This window comes from Streptosporangium sp. NPDC002544 (assembly GCF_040295965.1).
Taxonomy (GTDB): Bacteria; Actinomycetota; Actinomycetes; order Streptosporangiales; family Streptosporangiaceae; genus Streptosporangium.
The window spans coordinates 155,420-174,019 of sequence record NZ_JBEOWJ010000019.1 but is presented as its reverse complement, the minus strand read 5'-3'; the positions used below and the strand labels follow the sequence as shown (position 1 = coordinate 174,019).

23 protein-coding genes are annotated in these 18,600 nt (G+C 69.1%); 13 read left to right on the top strand and 10 right to left on the bottom strand.

The genetic code is table 11. The features are described from left to right. Positions 1-235: 235 nt before the first annotated feature. Complete coding sequence (locus ABT061_RS27690) at positions 236-415, bottom strand: alpha/beta fold hydrolase (protein WP_350923290.1); 180 nt, start codon at positions 413-415, stop codon at positions 236-238. 681 nt (positions 416-1,096) lie between these two features. On the opposite strand from ABT061_RS27690, the gene ABT061_RS27685 reads away from it, so the two are divergent. From ABT061_RS27685 to ABT061_RS27665, 5 genes are all read left to right on the top strand, one after another. After that, positions 1,097-1,894: a hypothetical protein gene (locus tag ABT061_RS27685; RefSeq protein ID WP_350923287.1), complete on the top strand. Its 798-nt coding sequence runs from the start codon at positions 1,097-1,099 to the stop codon at positions 1,892-1,894. A 44-nt stretch (positions 1,895-1,938) separates the two neighbouring features. Continuing rightward, on the top strand, positions 1,939-2,511 hold the full coding sequence (locus ABT061_RS27680; RefSeq protein WP_350923284.1) for a hypothetical protein: 573 nt from the start codon (positions 1,939-1,941) through the stop codon (positions 2,509-2,511). Between the two features lie 382 nt (positions 2,512-2,893). Further along, positions 2,894-4,036: a baeRF10 domain-containing protein gene (locus ABT061_RS27675; RefSeq protein WP_350923281.1), complete on the top strand. Its 1,143-nt coding sequence runs from the start codon at positions 2,894-2,896 to the stop codon at positions 4,034-4,036. Positions 4,037-4,221: 185 nt separating this feature from the next. Continuing rightward, a complete protein-coding gene (locus tag ABT061_RS27670) occupies positions 4,222-4,554 on the top strand; it encodes a hypothetical protein (RefSeq protein ID WP_350923279.1) in 333 nt (110 codons plus the stop codon). Between the two features lie 259 nt (positions 4,555-4,813). Further along, positions 4,814-4,987, top strand: coding sequence for a hypothetical protein (locus tag ABT061_RS27665; protein WP_350923276.1), 174 nt, complete (start codon positions 4,814-4,816; stop codon positions 4,985-4,987). Positions 4,988-5,076: 89 nt separating this feature from the next. On the opposite strand, the gene ABT061_RS27660 is transcribed toward ABT061_RS27665, so the two are convergent. Further along, positions 5,077-5,424, bottom strand: a complete 348-nt coding sequence (locus ABT061_RS27660; protein WP_350923274.1) for a YdeI/OmpD-associated family protein — start codon at positions 5,422-5,424, stop codon at positions 5,077-5,079. Continuing rightward, positions 5,421-5,828, bottom strand: a complete 408-nt coding sequence (locus ABT061_RS27655; protein WP_350923272.1) for a VOC family protein — start codon at positions 5,826-5,828, stop codon at positions 5,421-5,423. Before ABT061_RS27655 ends, ABT061_RS27660 begins: the two co-directional genes overlap by 4 nt. Positions 5,829-5,917: 89 nt before the next feature. Here ABT061_RS27655 and ABT061_RS27650 point away from each other — a divergent pair, with 89 nt between their 5' ends. Next, on the top strand, positions 5,918-6,868 hold the full coding sequence (locus ABT061_RS27650; protein ID WP_350923269.1) for a helix-turn-helix transcriptional regulator: 951 nt from the start codon (positions 5,918-5,920) through the stop codon (positions 6,866-6,868). Between the two features lie 29 nt (positions 6,869-6,897). On the opposite strand, the gene ABT061_RS27645 is transcribed toward ABT061_RS27650, so the two are convergent. Beyond that, entirely contained in the window at positions 6,898-7,479 is a 582-nt protein-coding gene (locus ABT061_RS27645) for a TetR/AcrR family transcriptional regulator (RefSeq protein ID WP_350923267.1), read from the bottom strand. A 110-nt stretch (positions 7,480-7,589) separates the two neighbouring features. On the opposite strand from ABT061_RS27645, the gene ABT061_RS27640 reads away from it, so the two are divergent. After that, on the top strand, positions 7,590-8,411 hold the full coding sequence (locus tag ABT061_RS27640; RefSeq protein WP_350923265.1) for an SDR family oxidoreductase: 822 nt from the start codon (positions 7,590-7,592) through the stop codon (positions 8,409-8,411). A gap of 32 nt (positions 8,412-8,443) precedes the next feature. Here the strand turns inward: ABT061_RS27640 and ABT061_RS27635 are convergent, their stop codons facing one another. Beyond that, positions 8,444-9,601 carry a methyltransferase gene (locus ABT061_RS27635; protein ID WP_350923263.1) on the bottom strand — a complete coding sequence of 386 codons (1,158 nt, stop codon included), beginning with the start codon at positions 9,599-9,601 and terminating at the stop codon, positions 8,444-8,446. A 264-nt stretch (positions 9,602-9,865) separates the two neighbouring features. On the opposite strand from ABT061_RS27635, the gene ABT061_RS27630 reads away from it, so the two are divergent. From ABT061_RS27630 to ABT061_RS27620, 3 genes are all read left to right on the top strand, one after another. Beyond that, on the top strand, positions 9,866-10,105 hold the full coding sequence (locus tag ABT061_RS27630; RefSeq protein ID WP_350923261.1) for a hypothetical protein: 240 nt from the start codon (positions 9,866-9,868) through the stop codon (positions 10,103-10,105). 74 nt (positions 10,106-10,179) lie between these two features. Continuing rightward, positions 10,180-11,040, top strand: coding sequence for an RNA polymerase sigma factor SigJ (sigJ, locus tag ABT061_RS27625; RefSeq protein WP_350923259.1), 861 nt, complete (start codon positions 10,180-10,182; stop codon positions 11,038-11,040). 89 nt (positions 11,041-11,129) lie between these two features. Next, positions 11,130-11,570, top strand: a complete 441-nt coding sequence (locus ABT061_RS27620) for a carboxymuconolactone decarboxylase family protein (RefSeq protein ID WP_350923257.1) — start codon at positions 11,130-11,132, stop codon at positions 11,568-11,570. A gap of 151 nt (positions 11,571-11,721) precedes the next feature. Here ABT061_RS27620 and ABT061_RS27615 read toward each other — a convergent pair whose 3' ends face one another. Further along, a complete protein-coding gene (locus tag ABT061_RS27615) occupies positions 11,722-12,129 on the bottom strand; it encodes a winged helix-turn-helix transcriptional regulator (RefSeq protein ID WP_350923255.1) in 408 nt (135 codons plus the stop codon). A 74-nt stretch (positions 12,130-12,203) separates the two neighbouring features. Here ABT061_RS27615 and ABT061_RS27610 point away from each other — a divergent pair, with 74 nt between their 5' ends. Continuing rightward, the gene (locus ABT061_RS27610) at positions 12,204-13,034 is read left to right on the top strand and encodes an SDR family NAD(P)-dependent oxidoreductase (protein WP_350923253.1); all 831 of its coding nucleotides are present in this window, start codon (positions 12,204-12,206) and stop codon (positions 13,032-13,034) included. A 232-nt stretch (positions 13,035-13,266) separates the two neighbouring features. Here ABT061_RS27610 and sigJ (ABT061_RS27605) read toward each other — a convergent pair whose 3' ends face one another. Next, positions 13,267-14,151 (bottom strand): RNA polymerase sigma factor SigJ, encoded by an 885-nt coding sequence (gene sigJ / locus ABT061_RS27605; RefSeq protein WP_350923251.1) that lies wholly within the window; start codon positions 14,149-14,151, stop codon positions 13,267-13,269. A gap of 104 nt (positions 14,152-14,255) precedes the next feature. Between sigJ (ABT061_RS27605) and ABT061_RS27600 the strand changes: the two genes are divergently transcribed. Continuing rightward, on the top strand, positions 14,256-15,017 hold the full coding sequence (locus tag ABT061_RS27600) for an SDR family oxidoreductase (protein WP_350923249.1): 762 nt from the start codon (positions 14,256-14,258) through the stop codon (positions 15,015-15,017). Positions 15,018-15,019: 2 nt separating this feature from the next. Further along, the gene (locus ABT061_RS27595) at positions 15,020-15,148 is read left to right on the top strand and encodes a hypothetical protein (RefSeq protein ID WP_350923247.1); all 129 of its coding nucleotides are present in this window, start codon (positions 15,020-15,022) and stop codon (positions 15,146-15,148) included. A gap of 62 nt (positions 15,149-15,210) precedes the next feature. Here the strand turns inward: ABT061_RS27595 and ABT061_RS27590 are convergent, their stop codons facing one another. Genes ABT061_RS27590 through ABT061_RS27580 form a run of 3 tightly spaced genes read right to left on the bottom strand, consistent with a single transcriptional unit; the run spans position 15,211 to position 18,588 of the window. Continuing rightward, positions 15,211-15,840 carry a hypothetical protein gene (locus ABT061_RS27590; protein WP_350923245.1) on the bottom strand — a complete coding sequence of 210 codons (630 nt, stop codon included), beginning with the start codon at positions 15,838-15,840 and terminating at the stop codon, positions 15,211-15,213. Next, positions 15,827-17,425 (bottom strand): extracellular solute-binding protein, encoded by a 1,599-nt coding sequence (locus tag ABT061_RS27585; RefSeq protein ID WP_350923243.1) that lies wholly within the window; start codon positions 17,423-17,425, stop codon positions 15,827-15,829. The genes ABT061_RS27590 and ABT061_RS27585 overlap by 14 nt, the downstream gene beginning before the upstream one ends. Then, positions 17,422-18,588 carry a toxic anion resistance protein gene (locus tag ABT061_RS27580; protein WP_350923240.1) on the bottom strand — a complete coding sequence of 389 codons (1,167 nt, stop codon included), beginning with the start codon at positions 18,586-18,588 and terminating at the stop codon, positions 17,422-17,424. Before ABT061_RS27580 ends, ABT061_RS27585 begins: the two co-directional genes overlap by 4 nt. Between the last annotated feature and the right edge of the window lie 12 nt (positions 18,589-18,600).

Sequence of the window (18,600 nt, the reverse complement as noted above, 5' to 3'; positions counted from 1 at the left end):
GCGCTTCACGCGCGTCAATGGAGGGAGGAACCGGCTCGCCAATGGTCATCGGCAACCTGATCATTCGTCGGTATGGAGAACATGCCAGATGATCGTTGTTGGGCCTGACATGTTTCGTGCAACGAAATATAAGCCTAGCGATCCCTGTCGTTTCTGAGAAGCGCGAGCCGTCGCTGACCGCGAATTAGTTGTGGCTCCCAGTCGTGAATTCTGGTGATCTCCGTGAGACCGGCTGCTACGAAGCAGTGGAGTCGCTGACCGCGACCGTCTCCACGCGCTGGACGAGATCGGCGATCCGCGAGGTGATCTCGGACCACGGAGTCCGGGGCGGATCGTGGCCCATTCCGTCGATGATCAAGAGTTCGGCGCCCGGGATGGCGTCCTTGGTGGCCCGTCCGCCGCTAACGTCGCACATGAGATCGTCCGCACCATGGAGGGCCGGTGTGGGCACGTTCACCGACCGAAGCCGCGCCGTTAAAGAATGCTACCCACTAAGTGTGGGAAATGGGGTTGGAAATACTCTGGCCGAGAGCCGGCGGGTAGCTGCCTATCTGGCGATCGCCGCTGCGGTATGGAAACAGAATTCGGTGAAGAACCGCGTGTGTGGATACCTGGCCTGGATCGTTCATGACGCTCCGGTGGCCCGTTTGGGCTGCTTGGCCGATCGTGGACATGGTGGTGGCCCGGCTGTCGCGGGCCGGCCGGAGAACTCGTGGACGCCGCCGCCGGAGTCGGCGCGGATCAGGTCGACTCGTCGGTGCTACTGCGGCTGAGGCGGGACGAGCAGATACTCGCCCCGGGCCCTGACCTCGGCCGCCGTCTGTTCGCTGGTCTGGTCGATCGGCATGGCCGGCATCCTGCATGGTCCGGAAGAGCGACACCGGTCCTGCTCCTGTACGCCGGCGTCAGCCGTCCCCATCCAGGCTCTTGTCGAGCCGGTCGAGACGAGGTGACGGGATCTCCGAATTCGCGAACCATCCGGGCACTGAGGCGCGACAGACGGGTGTGAAATCAATGAGAGGCCGGCTCGGATGAGCGACCACGAGAGTTCGAATTACCCGCCGCTGTTCGGAGATGCTACGACGGAGGTGACGGTGTGACCGCCGAGGTGCTGGACGTGTCCGGTTCCGGACCGCGGGTCGTGCCGTCGCTCGCCCTGAACGAGGCCTGGCGGCTCCTGCGGCATCCGCTCACCCTGCTGGGCCTGGCGCTGTGGACACTGCGGGTCGTCCAGGACGGCTGGGCGGGGCCGCGACCCGCGTTCGCCGCGCTGACCTCGGAGATGACCATCTTCTGGGGGGTTCCGGTCTTTTTCGCCGCGAACCTGGTCGCCGGCGCCGCGCGGCGGGCCGAGGAGGCGCTGTCGGTCGTCCCCTGCGACCGAGAGCGGCGCACCGCCGCGCTCTGTCTCGCCGCTCTCGGCCCGTTCGCACTGACCTGTACGGCGCAGGCCCTGCTCGCCGGGCTATACGTGATCACCGGCAATGAGCTGGAGCGTTTTCCGTCCCCGGCGGAGCTGGGCACCGGGCCGCTGAACGTGCTGGGGGCCTGCCTGCTCGGGGTGGCCGTCGCCCGGTGGCTGCCGTGGCCGGGGGCGTCGGTGCTCGTCATGCTGGCGCTGACGGCCTTCAACAAGATCATGTTTGACCACGGGGGCCAGTACATGCTCGGCTTCTACCTGGACTTCACGATCTGGGGGCCCGCACCGTACCTCGCCCCGGCGGGGTTCATCCCCGGGCACACGGGTCCGCACGCTCTCTACCTGCTGTCGCTCGCCCTCGGGGCGGGGGCGCTGGCGATGCTCAGGGACACCTCGCGGCGCGGGCTCTGGCTGGGGGCCGGGGCGGTCGCGGTGCTCTGCGTGGTGCTCACCGGCATCGGGCAGCTTCCATAATCCGCCTGGCCCAGGCGGCCCTGCTGGCGCGGCTGAGCGGCAAGGTGATCCGATGGCAGCCGCTGCTGGGTGCGCTCCTGCTCACCGGTGCGGTCCTGGCCTGGCCCCGTGACGAACCGCTCACCTGGAAGGGCGCGGTCTGGTCGTTGCGAGTGATCGCCGCGCTGGTCACGCTGGCCGTGGTGTTCGTGCTGGACGACGCGGCGGCCGACGTGCTGGCGTCGGTGCCGCTGCCGCTGGGGGCGCGGACCGCGCTGCGCGTGGGGTTCGCACTGGTCTGGATCGTTCCGTCCTGGGGGGTGTCGCTGCTGGTCCTGGCACCGGGCATGCCGACGGTGTGGATCCTGTGGTCAACGGTGGAACTGGCGGGGCTGCTCGTCGCGGGGCTGGCCGGCGCCGCCGCGCTGGCCAGGAGGCGCGGCATGTGGGAGCCGGGTATCGCGGTGGCGCCCGGTGTGGCGGGCGGATGGCTGCTGCTGTTCGCCCTGCCGGGGCCGGTCGCGATGTTCACACTCCGGCCGCAGGACTGGACGGTGGCGCATCTCCGCTGGTCGCTGCTGCTCGTGGCGGGTCTCGCGGTGCTGATCCGGATGTCGCGCGATCCGGCACGGCGGTGAGCCGGGCGGGCGCCTACCCGCTGGAGACCGAGGCCGCCACCCGTACTGAGCTGCGCTGACATCTTGTCGGGCACGTTGTCCGGCTTCGCCTTTCGCGTTACTTAGCGGATCCTAGATTGACTTCCATGACGATAAGGGTCGGCCTGGCCGGTACGGGGCGGTGGGCGGCGGAGTTTCACGCGCCCGCGCCCGCCACATGTGCCGATGGCGGCTTGACCGCAGCGCCGTGCCTGACCTCGCCGAGGCCGTCGAGCGCGGTATGTCACCCCTTCGCGGACGTACGACATGGCCCGCACCCGGCGGAGACCGACCTGATCCGCGGTGGCCATCCACGACCACTCCCCGAAGCTCAAGCATCCGACCGCCATGACGAGGACATCGCATGATCACCAAGGGCACTGTCGACCGCCTCATCCGCTTCGATAGCGGCGGCCTGCCGGTTCTCTCCATGTACGTCGCTGTGGGCTTTGACGAGTTCGAGGCCGTCCGTACCCGGGTGAACAGCCTCATCACCCAGATCCGCCCGCTCACCGAGGACCCGTCGCTCGACCGGCGGGCACGGCTCTCGTTGCGGCAGGACATCAAACGCATCGAGGGCATACCGGAGCTCGGGCGGGGCACGGTCGGTGCCGTCGCGGTGTTCGCGTGCAGCGAGGGTGACCTGTTCGAGGTCGTGTCGCTCCCGCGCAAGGTGCGCGACCAGGTCGTGGTGGACCAGACTCCGTACGTCCGTCCCATGCTCGCGGTGCTCGATGAGTATCACCGCTGCTGCGTCCTGGTCGTCGACAAGGGGGCGGCCCGCGCATGGGAGCTGTACCAGACGGAGATGCGCGAGATCGGCGAGGTGCAAGGGAGCGTCCTCCGCAAGCCCGACTACGCCGGCTGGGCCGGTCTCGCCGAGTACACGGTCCGCAACAAGGCCGATGACCTCGTCAAACGTCACTATCGCCAGACCGTGAGCCTGCTGGACAGGCTCTTCCGCGCCGAGAACTACGACCTGCTGGTCGTTGGCGGCCGGCAGAACGAGGTCACCGTCTTCCTGGACTTCCTGCCGCAGCAGCTGCGCACGAAGGTCGCGGGCGTCTTCAACGTCGACACGGGCAAGGTGGCGACGTCCGAGGACATCCGCGAGAGCGCCGAGCGTCTCGTCGCCGACTACGAACGTGAGGAGGAACGCCGCCTGGTCGAGGAGGTCTTCGAGAAGGCCGCCGTCGGTGGCAACGCCACGTTAGGGATCGACGAATGCCTGTGGGGCGGCACCATCGCCGCGATCGACACCCTGCTCATCCAGGACGGTGCCGAGGTCCCCGGCGTGCTCTGCGACGAATCCGGCTGGCTGGCCCGCTCCGGCCAGACCTGTCCGCTCTGCGGCGGCGCCACGCGTCAGGTCCCCGACGTCCTCGACGAGCTGACCGAAACGGTCATCAACGAAGGCGGCTCCGTCGAACACGTCGCCGTCGACACCCAACTGAAAGACCACGTCACAGCCGCGGCCCTCCGCTTCCCGCTCCCTCCGCGCCCCTGACGGGGGACTTTCACCCTCCATCCGACAGCCCGCCGTCCGGACGCACCGGTTCCGAACGGCGGCTGTAGTCGGCACGCTCGCTGCCCTCGCCGTACCGGGGCCGCGTTACCGTACCCGGAAGACATTTCCCCCATGACCGATATACCCTCACCGTGCACCTGCGGCGCGCATGATGAGGAGCGGTTTTGCTTCCTGATGGAGCGGATGAGCTTTCCCTCGATTTCACCTATGGAGAGGTGCTCTTCTGGATCGCCTACGAATTCGTGTACGCAGTGCTCATACTCGTCGGCCTGGTGCTCCTCGTCGGCTTGCTCATTGTCGTGACCGCCACGGTAATCATGGGTGGTCTTTATCCCGCGCTTCGCCGTCTTTCGGACCTCCGGCGAGGGCGTGAACCCCAGGATGATCGCCGGCCGCAGGAGTCAGCCCTGTGGTGGCTGGGGGAGGAACCCGACCTTCCCGGCCACCTCCCAGGCGAGCCCAACACCCCGGCTCCTTCGGGCCAAGGCCGTCCGTGACCATTGGCGTCCAATGACCGAGTCGGTTCTACTGCGCATAGCCGAAGTCGCTTAAAGCGCTGCTGTTTCGCAGGGGTGAACCACCGTCCTGCGCGTGCCGTATACATTTGTGGTGCCACAAGGACTGGAAGCGATCCCCCGCAGTCCGACATCATGTATGCAACCTCGACAGTTCATGCCGGAAGGCGCCACCGGCGTCTCGTTGTGGCGGGTGCCGGCGGGACTGGTATGCCACCCGTCAGCTTGCTTTACTGGCGCCGTGATGACTTTCCAGCACTTCACCCGGTCCCCCGGGCGCGCTCTGGTGAAGCTGGTCGTGATGGTGCTCCTGCTGAGCGCCGCACTCGCAGCGGGCGCGTGGTGGACACTGGCGGAGGGGTGGGACGCCCTGTTGGATGCCTTGCCGATATGGCTGCCGCACACCAGGGGCTAGGCCGTCTTTCGTAGCTCCATAACTCGCGACCAGGCGACTTTGCAGTCGGTTTCAGCCGCGTGGCACCCGGCGTCAGGTCAGATTTCTCCCTAGGCCGTCGCCCACCGGCCGTCCGCCTGGGCGGCGGCGACCTCCGCCAGGCCGGGCGGACGCATCCGCCCGGCGGCGGCCAACGCCTCCACGTGCTCGACGTTCACTCGCGACCAGTGGCTGCCCTTGCGGCGGCGCGAGTACCGTTGCAGGAAGCAGTGCCTGTCATAGGACCTGCGGTGGCTGTCGATCCAGCCGTAGCACAGCGCGACCTCCAGCGCCTGCTCGATCGTGATCAACGTTTCGGTCGATCCCTTCTTGGCGATCTTCAGCCAGACACCGCCCTCGGACCCGTGATGCTCGGCCAGCCACGACTCCCACCGGCCGGCGTTCGCGAAGTGCATCATCGGCCCAGGACCTCCAGGTAGTGCCGGTTGTACATGACGCCCAGCACGTTGCCGAACGGGTCGACCACGGACGCGGTGACGAAACCGGGGCCGTACTCGGTGAGTGGTGTGTGCGGCGTGGCCCCCAGGGACAGCAGCCGGTCCAGGGTGGCCCGCACGTCGTCGACGTGCCAGTGGACGATCGCGCCTCCTGGGGCGGCGGGCGCGCCCGGCGGGGCGTAACGCCGGTCGATGAGGCCGAGTTCGGCCTGGTAGTCGCCGATCCTGAACTCGTAGTAGGCGGCAGGCTGCCCGTTGCCCGGGCGCTCGAAGTACGGCTCGACGTCCAGCAGTTCGACGTACCACTTCTTGGCCGCCTCCAGGTCGTCGGCCCAGAAGCTGACGGTGGCCAGTCCTCGCAACATCGGCGGTTCCCTCTTTCGATCGGTGACAGTCACCATGCTCCACCTCAAAGTGCTCACCAATTGAGCACTTTGTTGGAGAAACTGGGGGCATGCGTGCTGATCGTCTCGTCGCCACCCTCCTGCTCATGCAGGCCCGTGGCCGGGTGACCGCCGCCGAGCTGGCCGCCGAGCTGGAGGTGTCCGTCGCCACCGCTCGCCGCGATCTGGAGGCGCTGTCCGCGGCCGGCATCCCGGTGTACCCGCAGCCAGGACGCGGCGGCGGCTGGTCGCTCGTCGGCGGCGCCCGCACCGATCTCAGCGGCCTGTCGGCAACCGAGGCGCAGGCACTGTTCCTGCTCGTCGGCCCGGCCGCGGCCGTCTCGGGTGAGGCCAAGGCGGCGTTGCGCAAACTCGTGCGGGCGCTGCCGCAGACCTTCCGGGCCGACGCCGAGGCCGCCGCCGACGCCACGATGATCGACCCCACCCGGTGGGGTGAGCGTGATCGCCACCGGCCCGAGCTGGTCGACCTGCTGCAGACCGCCGTGATCCGCAGGCGAAAAATCCGTCTGACCTACACCAACAGCGCCCGGGAGCGGACCGAACGGCTGGTCGACCCGTGGGGCCTGGTCGACAAGGACGACATCTGGTATCTGCTCGCCGGGACCGAACGAGGACGGCGAACCTTCCGGGTCGACCGGATCACCGGGGCAGAGCCGACCGACCAGCCCGCCGAGCGCCCGGAGGACTTCACGCTCGCCACCGCGTGGCAGCAGGTCGTCGGCGAGGTCGAGCAGCGGCGTTCACGCACCTGGGCGACCGTGCTCATCGAGGCCAGGTTCGTGCCGGTACTGCGAACGCACTTCGGCCGGCACTGCCACATCGACGCCGAGCTCGACCACGGGCGTGTCCGGGTCCGCCTCGCCGCGCCGACCCCGCTGGACATCGCCCGGAACCTGGCCGGCTGGGGCGCGATGATCGAGGTGGTCGAACCGCACTCCGTCCAGGCCGAGCTGGCCCGGATCGGCGCCGAGCTCGCCGGCCGCTACACCAGCGGACACTGACGTGGAGTTCGGCCTTGGGGCGGCGTGCGTCACGCCAGGCTGTCGAGCTCGCGAACGAGGCGGGCTCCCTCTCGGGTCATGATCTCCGGGTCGCGCAGCGCATTGGAGAGCAGGGACATGCCCTGGTAGGCACCGACGAGCGTCAGCGCGAGGCCCTCGGGATCGGCCACGCCCAGCTGGCGGTACTGCTGTTCCACCCAGTCCAGCAGCCGGCGGATGACATGGCCCGCCGCGACGTCGAGGCCACTCTCGGTTCGCTTGTCGAGTTCGACGGCAAGGGTGCCGGTGGGGCAGCCGTAGCGGGCCGCGGTGTCGCGCTGACCGACCCACGTGTCCACGAGGCCCTTGAGGCGTTCGCGCGGGTCGGGGAGCTGGTCGAGCCGGCCGGTGAGGGCTTCCAGATGTCTGGCGTGCTCGGAGAGGGCGGCCTCGACCAGTTCGTCCTTGGTCTTGAAGTAGTAGTACACGTTGCCCGCCGGGACATCGGCGGCGCGGGCGATGTCGGCGATGGTCGTGCGTTCCACGCCCTGCTCATGCAGCACCCGGGCGGTGGCCGCCATCAGCCGCTGCCGCTTACCGGCGGCCTTCGCCCGAGGGTGCTGAGAATTCATTGAGTTAGCCACCCGACTAACTATAGACAGCCGATGGCCGGGCTGTGCTAACGTCTCACTCGACAAAGTTAGTCAGCCAACTAACTGACTTCTGAGCCGGGGAGATAGACATGATCGTGGTAACGGGTGCGACCGGGAACGTCGGGCGGGCGCTGGTGCGGATGCTCACCGAGGCTCAGGTGCCGGTGACGGCCGTAGCCCGGCACATCACCGGCGCCGACGTGCCGCCGGGGGTGCGGGCGGTGGCCGCCGACCTGGCCGAGCCGGCCGGTCTGCGGGTCGCGTTCGACGGGGCGGAGGCGCTGTTCCTGCTGGTGGCGGGCGAGAACCCGCACGGCATCCTGGAGGTGGCGAAGACCGCGGGGATCCGCAAGGTGGTGCTGCTGTCCTCGCAGGGCGCGGGGACCCGCCCGGAGGCGTACCGGCACCCAGGCCTGTTCGAGGCGGCCGTGCGGGAGTCCGGGCTCGGCTGGACGGTCCTGCGGTCGGGCGGGATGGCCACCAACGCCTTCGCCTGGGCCGAGTCGATCCGCACCCGGCGGGAGGTCGCAGCGCCGTTCGGTGACGTCGGCCTGCCCTTCATCGATCCCGACGATGTGGCCGCGGTCGCCGCCGCCGTCCTGGGCCAGGACGCTCACCTGAGCGCCGTCTACACCCTGACCGGTCCCGCACCGACCACCCCGCGCGAGCGGGCGGCGGCGATCGCGGCCGCACTGGGCGAACCGGTCCACTTCACCGAACAGACCCGTGAGGAGGCCCACAGGCTGATGGCGCGGTTCATGCCGCTGCCCGTGGTCGAGGGCACTCTGGCCATCCTGGGCGAACCGACCGAGGGCGAGCAGCGGGTGAGCCCCGATGTCGAACGTGTCCTGGGCCGGACGCCGGGCACCTTCGCCGCCTGGGCCGAGCGCAGCGCCGCAGCCTTCCGGTGAGCATGTCGGAGTGGGGGACGGTGGGTGTGCGGTCAGCGCTTGACGGCTCGCAGCACGACGAACCTGGGGTCGCTCGCGGCGACCTCGCAGTTGCCGAAGAGCCGGCGGAGCTTCGCGTGGTAGCCGAGGTGCCGGTTGCCGACCACCCACAGCTCGCCGCCGCGGCGCAGCGCGGCGCGGGAGCCGTTGAACATGCGCCAGGCCGTCGCGTCGGTCGTCGCGCGGTGCGTGTGGAACGGCGGGTTGTTCAGCACCAGGTCCACCGTCCCGGCGGGTACGCCTGACAGGCCGTCGGCCGCCAGGAACTCCGCGGTGGTGCCCGCCGCCATGTTCGCCCGGAAGGTGGCCTCCGCCGAGGCCAGCGCCTGATAGGACTCGTCGATGAACGTCACCTGGGCCTCGCTGTTGCCCAGTGCGGCGGCGAGCCCGACCACCCCGTTGCCGCAGCCCAGGTCCACGACATGTTCGCGCCCACGGCGCTGCGGCAGACTCTTCAGGAAGAAGCGGGTGCCGACGTCCAGGCGGTCGGCGCAGAAGACGCCCGCGTGGTTGGTGACGGTCAGACCCGAGACGGCTCCGACACCGGTGGGCAGCGGGTAGCTTCGCGGCCACGGGTTGTCGCTCCGGGGAAGCCCGGGGTCCGGTGCGCAGAAGATGAGCCGTGCCTTCTTCGCCGCCAGCGACGTCCTGGTCGGCCCGAGGATCCGTTCGAACAGTTGCAGCGTCGAGGTGTGGATCTCGGTGACCATCCCGGCGCCGACGACCACCGTGCCGGAGTGCAGGTGCGGTGCGAGGCGGTGCAGCTGGTCCTCAAGGAGTGCGAGGCTCTTGGGCACTCGGATGAGCAGCACGTCGATCCGGTCCGGAGGCGCGTCCCTGGTCGTGCGGAGCCCTACCGTGTTCCCGGCGACGTTCCCGGCGACCTTGTTGCGCTCCAGGTTCGCCAGGGTCGCCTGCCTGCCGAGGAAGGAGTCGGTGATCTGCACGGGATGGTGATCGGCGAGCGCGGTGACCAGGGCGCCCCACCGGTCGCCCAGCACGACCACGGTGCCCGACAGATCCACCTGTTCGTCGTCGAGGTGCCGCAGCAGGTATTCGTCGGCGGCGTCCCAGGCGCGAAACGGGTCGCGGGGATCCTCGGGGAAGCGGGTGAGCTCGAACTCACCTCTCGACGTCGTGAAACGGTTCATCGAGCCTTAGGCTAGCGAGTCACGCGATGAGCCGGTCACATCCCCTCATCGCCGGGCCGGTCAACCCTGCCCGCCGCTCGACCGTCCCAGGTCGGCGGCCCAGTACCGGGGGGTGCGGTGGATACGGCGCATGCCCCGCGAGCAGGAATCCGTGCGGCCGGATACTTAAGTACACCCCCTCGATCGTCGGCGGCCAACTTTGGTTACCGCACGACCGTCCTAAGCCCGATTCCGCGCCGGGCGTCATCTGCCTACCGTGGGGTCATGACCTCCACCAACCCGAAGTCCCCGCTGGCGTCCCTGGCGGGTCTGCTCTGCTTCATCCTCGTCGCCGGCGGCGGGAGCGGCCTTCTGCACGAGTGGTTCGGCTGGATCCATTTCATGGGCTTCCTCCGATTCCTCGCCCCCGAGGGCTACGAGATCTACAGCTACGCCTTGATGATCGCCCTCGGCTTCGCGATAGGCGTGGCCGGTAACGCGCTCACCCGACGAGGCCGCAGATGAACCACTCCGGGCGACTGTCTCGGGGCCCGGGCAACGGATACGCAGGTAGGCGGCGCTGCTTGTAGCGTCTGCGTGTGACCGAGGAAGAGTGGGCCGAGCACCGGCCGGCGGTGTTCGGGGCGGCTTATCGACTGCTCGGTAGTGCCGGCGACGCCGAGGACGTGGCGCAGGACGTCTGGCTGCGCGCGGCCGGTGCCGACCTGTCCGGGGTCGAGGATCTGCGGGCCTGGCTGGTGACGGTCGCCGCCCGCAGGTCCTACGACATCCTCCGGTCGGCACGGGTGCGGCGTGAGACGTACGTCGGCCCGTGGCTGCCCGAGCCGTTGCTGACCGGCCCGGACGCCGCCGAGCCGGTGCTCGTCGACGAGTCGGTGAGCATGGCGATGCTCGTCGTGATGGATCGGCTCACGCCGCCCGAGCGAGTCGCGTTCGTGCTGCACGACGTCTTCGAGGTGCCCTTCGATCGCATCGCCCGGGTGCTCGGCGTCACTCCCGCGGCCGGCCGCCAACTCGCCTCACGGGCGCGGCGCCGGGTGGCCGCGACGAAGCAGCAGCCACGCGCGAGTCGCCCGGAGCGCGAGCGGGTGCTCGCGGTGTTCCGCGCCGCGTACGAGGCGAGCGACCTGAAGGCCCTGGTCGAGCTCCTGCATCCCGACGCGGTGTACGTCACCGACGGCGGCGGCAAGGTCTCCGCCGCGCGCAAGGTCATTTCCGGTGGTGAGCGGATCGCCATGGTGCTGTCCCGGGTGGCCGGGCGGTGGGGGCTCTTCCCGCTCGTTCCCCGCGAGGTGGGTGGGGAGCTCGCGCTGGTGGCGTACCGAGACAAGCGGATCGTCCTGGTCGATACCTTCGACGTCGCGGCCGACGGCCGGATCCTGGCGATCCGGCGGGTGCTCAATCCGGACAAGCTTATGCACATCGCTCCGGTGCGCTGACTTTTTCTGGCAAAGGTCGTCACATCGGCGGGTGCCATCTCGTCTCCCTGGTGAGAACCGGAGAAGAGATCGAGAAAGGCGGAAGTACGATGTCACGTTTGAACGTCGCCGAGGTGGCGCCCGAGATGTACAAGGCGTTCATCCAGGCTGAGCAGGCGATACTGAAGGGGCCGCTGGACGCCACGATCCGCGAGCTCGTCAAGATCCGTAGCTCGCAGATCAACGGCTGTCTCTTCTGCATCGACATGCACGTCCACGAGGCGCTGCGACTCGGCGAGAAGCAGGATCGGATCTACCAGCTGTCCGCCTGGCGGGAGTCGGAGCTGTACACCGATGCCGAGCGAGCCGCGCTGGCCTACGCCGAGGCCGCCACGGAGCGGCCCGACGGCGTGTCGGACGAGGTCTGGGAGGCGGTGGCCGCCGCGTTCAAGCCGGAGGAGGCAGGGTACCTGGTCGCCCAGGTGGCGCAGATCAACCTGTGGAACCGCATCGCGGCGCCCATGCACACGCGCCCTCCGAAGCGGAGCTGACGGGCGCGCGATGTCGTCGCGTGCCGGGACTCCCGGGTGACCTGGGCCGTCTCGTTCGGATCGGTCAGAACACCCCCGGGCCCTGGCGAGGGGCCCGGGGTGTTGTGCCGCCGTTCAGGAGTTCGACCTCGAACGTGAGCTCGGGCAGGTCCTAGGTGCCGAGGTGGCGGGATCGGACCTCGTTGACCTCCGCCTCGTGGAGCATCGCCCAGTCCGCCAGTGCCGACAGCGGTTGGAGCAGGGTGCGCCCCAGTGGGGTCAGGCTGTACTCGACGCTGGGCGGCACGGTCGGGTGCACCTCGCGCCGCACCAGCCCGTCGGTTTCCAGGCCGCGCAGCGTGCGGGTCAGCATGCGCTGGCTGATGCCTTCAATGGCACGGTGCAACTCGTTGTACCGGTGCGGGCGCCTCCCGAGCAGGACCACCAGCAGCATGCTCCACTTGTCGCCCATGCGCCGGAACACATCACCGACCGGGCACGCGGCGAGCTCGTCGGCCGGCACCGGGCGAGGCAGCTCGTGGGCGAGTACCGAGGGAACACCGGTGTTCGTACCGGACATGAAACTGCCTTCTTTCGGTCTGCGGCGGGGCGGCTCACGATGGACCAGTTGCTGTCGAGCCTATGGAGGACCCTGTGCCGAGCCAACCATCGAAGACCGTGATCATCAGTGGTGGTACCGACGGTATGGGCCGCGCGACCGCCCTGGAACGGCTTTCGAGGGGGGACCACGTCACCGTGATCGGCAGCAACGAGGCCAAGGGACGTGCTCTGCTCGATCAGGCCGGGCATCCGAACCTGCGGTTTTTGCGGGCGGACCTGTCCTCGATCGCTGAGACCGAGCGGGTGATCGCTCATATCGGCGAGGAACACGACACCGTCGATGCGCTGGCGCTGTTCGCCAACCGGGTGAACCCGAAGCGCAGGGAGACCGCGGATGGCCTGGAGTCCACTTTCGCCCTGTACTACCTGAGCCGCTATCTGCTCAGCTACCGATTGCGCCCGCTGCTCGACGCCAGCCCCGACCCAGTGATCATCAACGTCGCCGGTGTCGGAAACACCGCGGGCCAGATCTACTGGGACGATCCCCAATTGACGCGCCGCTACGGTCAGGTGCGTGCCCAGCTTCAAGCCGGCCGGGCGAACGACCTGCTGGGCGTCATGTTCGCCGACCAGGCCGGGAGTAAGGCGCGCTACGTTCTCTATCACCCTGGATTCACCCGTAGCGGGGTCGACGGCCACCCGAATCCAGTGGTCCGGGGATCGCTCAAACTGCTCGCGAAATTCTTCGCCCGCCCGGTGGCCGACGCGGTCCAGCCGATCGTCCAGTGGATCGATCGACCGCCGGCGGATCCGCTTTGCGCGATCGACCGGGGCAAGCCGGTCGAGAAGTCCCTGAAGACCCTCGACCCCGACGCTGCCGCCCGCCTGGCCGCCTACACCGAGAGCCTGCTCCGCGGCCGCTGAACCCGCACGAAGATCTCTCATGAGGTGCCCGTGACAGCCTGCCCGCCGCTCGCACGCGGTCGAGCCCCGCGGCGACGTTCGCGTTCAGCGAGGTTCTCCCTTCGCCCTTGCGGCGTACCAGTTGGTGGAGCCGGGCTCCTGGGGCGTGATGCCGACGTCTCGGATGACAACTTGGGTTGGTGGCCTGTAGGGAACCGGGAGTCCCGGGGCTGACGCCTTCGTACCGGATGGTTCAGTTGTCGAGGACCGTCAGGTCGAGCTCGTGGAGGCGTTCGGGGTCGGCCAGTACCTCGATCGAGACGATCTTTCCGTCCGTGACGGTGAAGGCCATGACGGACAGCGGCCGGCCCTGGGCGGTGACCACGACTCCGGCGGATCCGTTGATCAGCGCCGGGCGTGCGAACGGGGAGAGCCGCCCGAAGGTGAGCGCCTGTTCGGCCACGGTCCGCGCACCGGAGATCACCACGGTGTGGCGGGCACGCGCGACGCCGCCGTCGGAGCGCAGCACGACGTCGGGATGGAGCACGGCGACGAGCGCGTCGAAGTCGCCGTCGCGGGCGGCGGCGAAGAACGCGTCGACGATCTCACGTTGGCGGGTGAGGTCGGGGTCGGGTGCCGGGGCCTGCCCCCGCACCCGGCGGCGCCCGCGGCTCGCGAGTTGCCTCGCCGCGGCCGGGGACCGCTCGATCATCGGGGCGATCTCCTCGAACGGTACGGCGAACATGTCGTGCAGCACGAACGCGAGCCGCTCGGCCGGTGTCAGGGTCTCAAGCACCACTAGGAGCGCCAGCCCGACCGAGTCGGCCAGCAGCGCCTCATGCTCGGGGTCGACCCCGTTCTCACGGCTGATGATCGGGTCGGGTACGCGCAGGTCGAGGGGGTCCTCGCGGCGCCGTTCGCGCGAGCGCAACGTGTTCAGGCACACGCGCGCCACCACCGTGGTCAGCCATCCACCGAGGTTCTCCACGCTGCCGGTGTCGGCGCGACTGAGCCGCAGCCAGGCGTCCTGAACGGCGTCATCAGCCTCGCTCACCGAGCCGAGCATCCGGTAGGCCACCGCCCGCAGGTGAGTCCGGTGTTCCTCGAAACGCTCCGTCAGCCATTCGCGCTCGTCCATCGAGTCACATTCCTTCCATATGAGGTGTCACAGCGGTAGACCCGCGAAAGCCGGCCGATGTGACCGGGAGATCGACTCCCGGACCGAACGAGTTTGGAGAAGCCATGACGTCACCCATCCTGCTCACTGGCGGCACGGGCACGCTGGGACGCCTCGTCGTACCGCTCCTGCGGGACGCCGGCTGCGAGGTACGGGTGCTCAGCCGACGCGGCCACGAGCCCGGGGACGGCATCGAGTACGTGGCCGGCGACCTGCTCAAGGGCGAGGGGGTCGAGTCCGCGGTGGACGGGGCCGAGACCGTCCTGCACCTCGCGGGCGGCCCCAAGGGCGATGACGAGGCTACCCGGAACCTGGTGCGGGCCGCCTCCCGGGCCGGGGTGCGGCACCTGGTGTACATCTCGGTCATCGGGGCGGACCGGATGCCGTTGGGATACTTCAGGACCCAGTTGGCCGCGGAGCGGGCCGTGGCCGACTCCGGCCTGCCCTGGACGACGTTGCGTGCCGCCCAGTTCCATGACCTGGCCTTGAAAGTGGTGCAGGCGATGGCGAAGCTGCCGGTGATACCGGTTCCGGGTGGGCTCCAGTTCCAGCCGGTCGATCCGCGCGAGGTGGCGGCCCGGCTGGTGGAGCTGACGCTCGGCGGGCCGGCCGGTCGGGTGCCCGACCTGGCCGGGCCGAAGGTGTACGGGATGGCCGAGCTGAGCCGCGGATACCTGCGGGCGTGCGGCAGGCGCCGGTTGATGATGCCGGTCCGGATGCCGGGGAAGGTGGGCCGCGCGTACCGGGCCGGCGAGAACCTGTCTCTTGAGGGGGCCACTGTGGGCAAGCGGACCTGGGAGGACTTCCTGGCCGAACGGGTATCGTGACCATGTGCGTCAGCACCGCGCTGACCTACCTGCTCACCCAACCGCCGCAGGTGCTCAAGGCCTACGGGCTTGACGACCTCGACGCCTTCCTGCGCGACCTCATCGACACGACATATCCGCGCCCGGCCTGACCGGACCTCGTACGACGCCCGCACCTGCCGGATCCGCGGCTGTCGCCGGAGACGTCAGGCGGTCAGAGGTCCAGGCCGGAGCCGCCGAACCGGTCCTGGAGGAACCTGCCCTGGTCGCGCAGGGCCTGCTCGTCGCCTCGGTAGACCGACTCGGCCACCTTGCGCAGCTGGGTGTCCAGCAGGTCGAGCTGGGCGAGCAGCTCCTCGTGGGCGCTGCGCTCCCGCTCGCCGCGCCGGGTGAGCGCGTACGAGCGGGGCAGGTTCGCGTACGTCTCCAGGCTGGACGGCAGGTAGTCCCTGATCGTCTGCGACACGATGTGCAGGTGGTCGGGTGCGAAGGTGAGCGCGTCCGCCCGCCGGAGGATGTCGCGCACCACCTCGGCGAGCACGCCGACTCTCGTCACCACGTCGTCGGGGAACCGGTTCCCGCCGATCTTGGCCAGCAGGGTGTCCAGGTCGGCGTGGAGCCGCCGGGACTCCACCTCCGCGTGCGAGATCGTGAGACGTACCCGGTCCGCCGGGGCCAGCAGCGCCCCGACGCCGTACAACCCGGCGACCACGACGGGCCAGAACGTCCCGGCGAGGTCGAGGAAGACCAGGGCCACCCCGACGAGTGCCAGGGCGCATCCGGCGATGTTCCTGGTCGACCCGGCGTAGGCGAGGATACGGCCGCCAGGACTACTGGTAGCCACGGATCTCCTTGAAAGCCGCGGCCAGCGACCCCTTCCGGGCGTCGAAGGTCGCCCCACCGGTGAGCTGGGCGATCTGCCTCATCTCGTTGACGTCGCTGTCGCCGAAGAGCACGACGAAGGTCGGGAACTTCACGGGCAGTGACGCGTAGTAGCCGGCGAAGTCGTGGTATGAGCTGCCGTCGGTGTTGTCGCCGTCCGTCATCAGCACGATCGAGGTGAAGTCCTCCGATGCCGACGACCCGGCCTCCTCGTAGGCGGCCCGCAGACTGTCGAAGATCGCCGTGCCGTCGTGCGCCCGCAGCGCCTCGCTGTACGAGCGGATCCGCTGGAGCACCGGTTCGGGGTTCCGGTCGGGCAGCGTGAAGGTCTGCGGGGTGCCGGGGGTCGTGTTGAACGGGATCATCGTGACCGTCTCGCGGTCGCGGAAGCGCGAGAACGATCCGCTGACGGAGGTGTCGGCGCCGGACAGGGCGGTCAGCGCCTGCTTGAGCGCGTCGATCCGTTCGCCCTCCATCGAACCGGAGGTGTCCAGCACGAACAGCGTCCGCGACGGCCTGCGCACCTGGTTGAGGTAGACGCCGATCAGCTCGTCGGCCGCGTCGCGCCGGTTGGGGAAGGGCAGCTCCACCAGTGACGCGGACCCGAAACGCCGGTCCGGCCCGACCTCGGGGACGATCGGCCGGCGGTGGGTCGTGGTCATGACCTCCCGCTGGATCTCCGGGGTGCGCAGCCAGGCGGCGAGCTTCCCGTACAGCTCCTTCTTGTCCGGTGTCGCGGAGCTCAGCAGCGTGAGCGGGTAGTCGGCCGTCACCACCCCGTCGCTCGGGTAGATCAGCGTGAGCGGCTCGGAGAGCCTGCCGGAGGCGTTGAGGCCCAGCAGCACGGACTCGTAGTTGACGAGCCCGTCCACCTCGCCCTGCCTGGCGTACGCGTCCGCGAGCCAGCCGGAGGAGCCGGAGGTGAGCGTCTGCGCCGAGAAGAACTCCTTCAGCCTGGGCGTCGCCGCGTCGATCTGGGCCTTGTCCAGCGCCTCCCCGGCGTCGGAGAGCGCCGCCGTCACACCGACCAGCGCGGAGAACCCGGAGTTGGACGCCGCGGGGCTGGTCATGCCGAAGGTGAACTCGCGGGCGCGCGCGGCTGAGGCGATGTCGTTCCAGGTGACGGGTTTGCGGTCCCAGCCGAGCTCGCGGGCCTTGGATGCCTTCAGCCCGAGCAGTACGGGCGAGACCATGACCTTGGTCTGGGTCGAGAGCCGCGCGGTCGCCCCGTCGATCAGTGACAGGTAGCGGTTGGAGGAGAACCACGTCGCGTCGTACTGCCCGTCCGCGCCGCCGCTCGCCACCTGGTCGGCTCCGTCGAGCGTTCCGGCGTACGACAGCGCGACCCGCACGCCGATCGCGTCCCGGGCCCGCTTGAGCAGCGGTTCCAGGTCGCCGATCTCGCTTCCCGCGAGGACGCGGAGCACGTCGGGACCGTCCACGGGGGTGGCCGGCGTGTCGGTCCCGCCGCACGCGGCCGAGGCCACCAGCAGGGTCAGCGCGGCGAGCGCCCGCCTGATCGGGCGAGAACCCGTTCGTGCTCTCATCGCGGGAGCGCCTGTTCGTCGCCGTGCCGAGAGCGTTCCAGGTAGGTGCGCGCATGGTCGAGTTCGACGGTCAGGCTGTCCACGGTGATCGCCATGTTCTCCACGGCCTTGGCCTTGAACGTGTCGATCATGTCCATGGTGGTGTAGATGTTGTCGAACGCCTTGCGTAGCGCGTCCATGTCGACCGTGGTGGACGCCGCCTGGGTCTGGATGTCGGCCGCCTGGGTACGCAGCATCTCGCTGGTCGCCACGATCAGGTCGGAGGTGGTGGTGTTCAGCGCCGTGATCTGGTCGAGCACGAGCTTCTGGTTGGCGAGGGCCTGCGCCACGGTCACGGCCGTGCGCAGCGCGGCGATCGTCGTCGTGGTCGCCCGGTCCACGCCCTTGATCAGTTCAAGGTTGTTCTTGCGGATCAGATCCAGCGCGAGGTAACCCTGGGCGGACACCGCGAGCTGGGTCAGCAGGTCCTGGTGCTTCTGCCGGATGCCGAACAACGCGTCCGAGCGGAGGGCGGTGGCCTTCTCCGGGTCGGCCGCCTCGACATGCATGATCTTGTCTTCCACCGCGGAGTCGAGGGCGGCGGCGAGCAGGGCGTACTCCTGCAGGCGCTTCATCGACTCCCACAGGTTGGTCTTCTCGCCCTCGATGGCCGCGTTGTCCTTGCGCAGCTCGTCCTGCCCAGATTTGAGGGCGCGGATGATGTCGTCGATGTGCCGTTGCGCCGACTGGTACTTCGCGAAATAGTCGCGCAGTTTATCGCCGAACGGGATCAGTCCCAGCAGCTTCTTGGCCGGGGTGGACGCCTGCTTGGGGTCGAGGTCGACGATCGTCCGGCGCAGCGCGGTCAGCTGCCCGGCCACCGCCGCCTGCGCGTCCCTGCCCTCGCCCCTGGCGGACGCCAGTGCGGCCACCGGACGCTTCAGCATGCGGTTCGCCACCTGGGAGGAGGCCCGGATCTCCGAGTCACCCATGGAGGTGATGTCGTGCACCTTGCGGGTGAACTCCGGCGACCGCGGGTCCAGGCCGCTCAGCTCCTCGGCGAAGCCACCTGCCTTCTCCGCCAGTTCGGCGCCGCGCTCCTCCGGTACCGGCAGCATGGTGGCCGCCTTCTCCACGGGCACCTTGGCCACGGGTTCCGGCGGACTGAGCACGAGATCGCTCACGGTGGTCTCTCC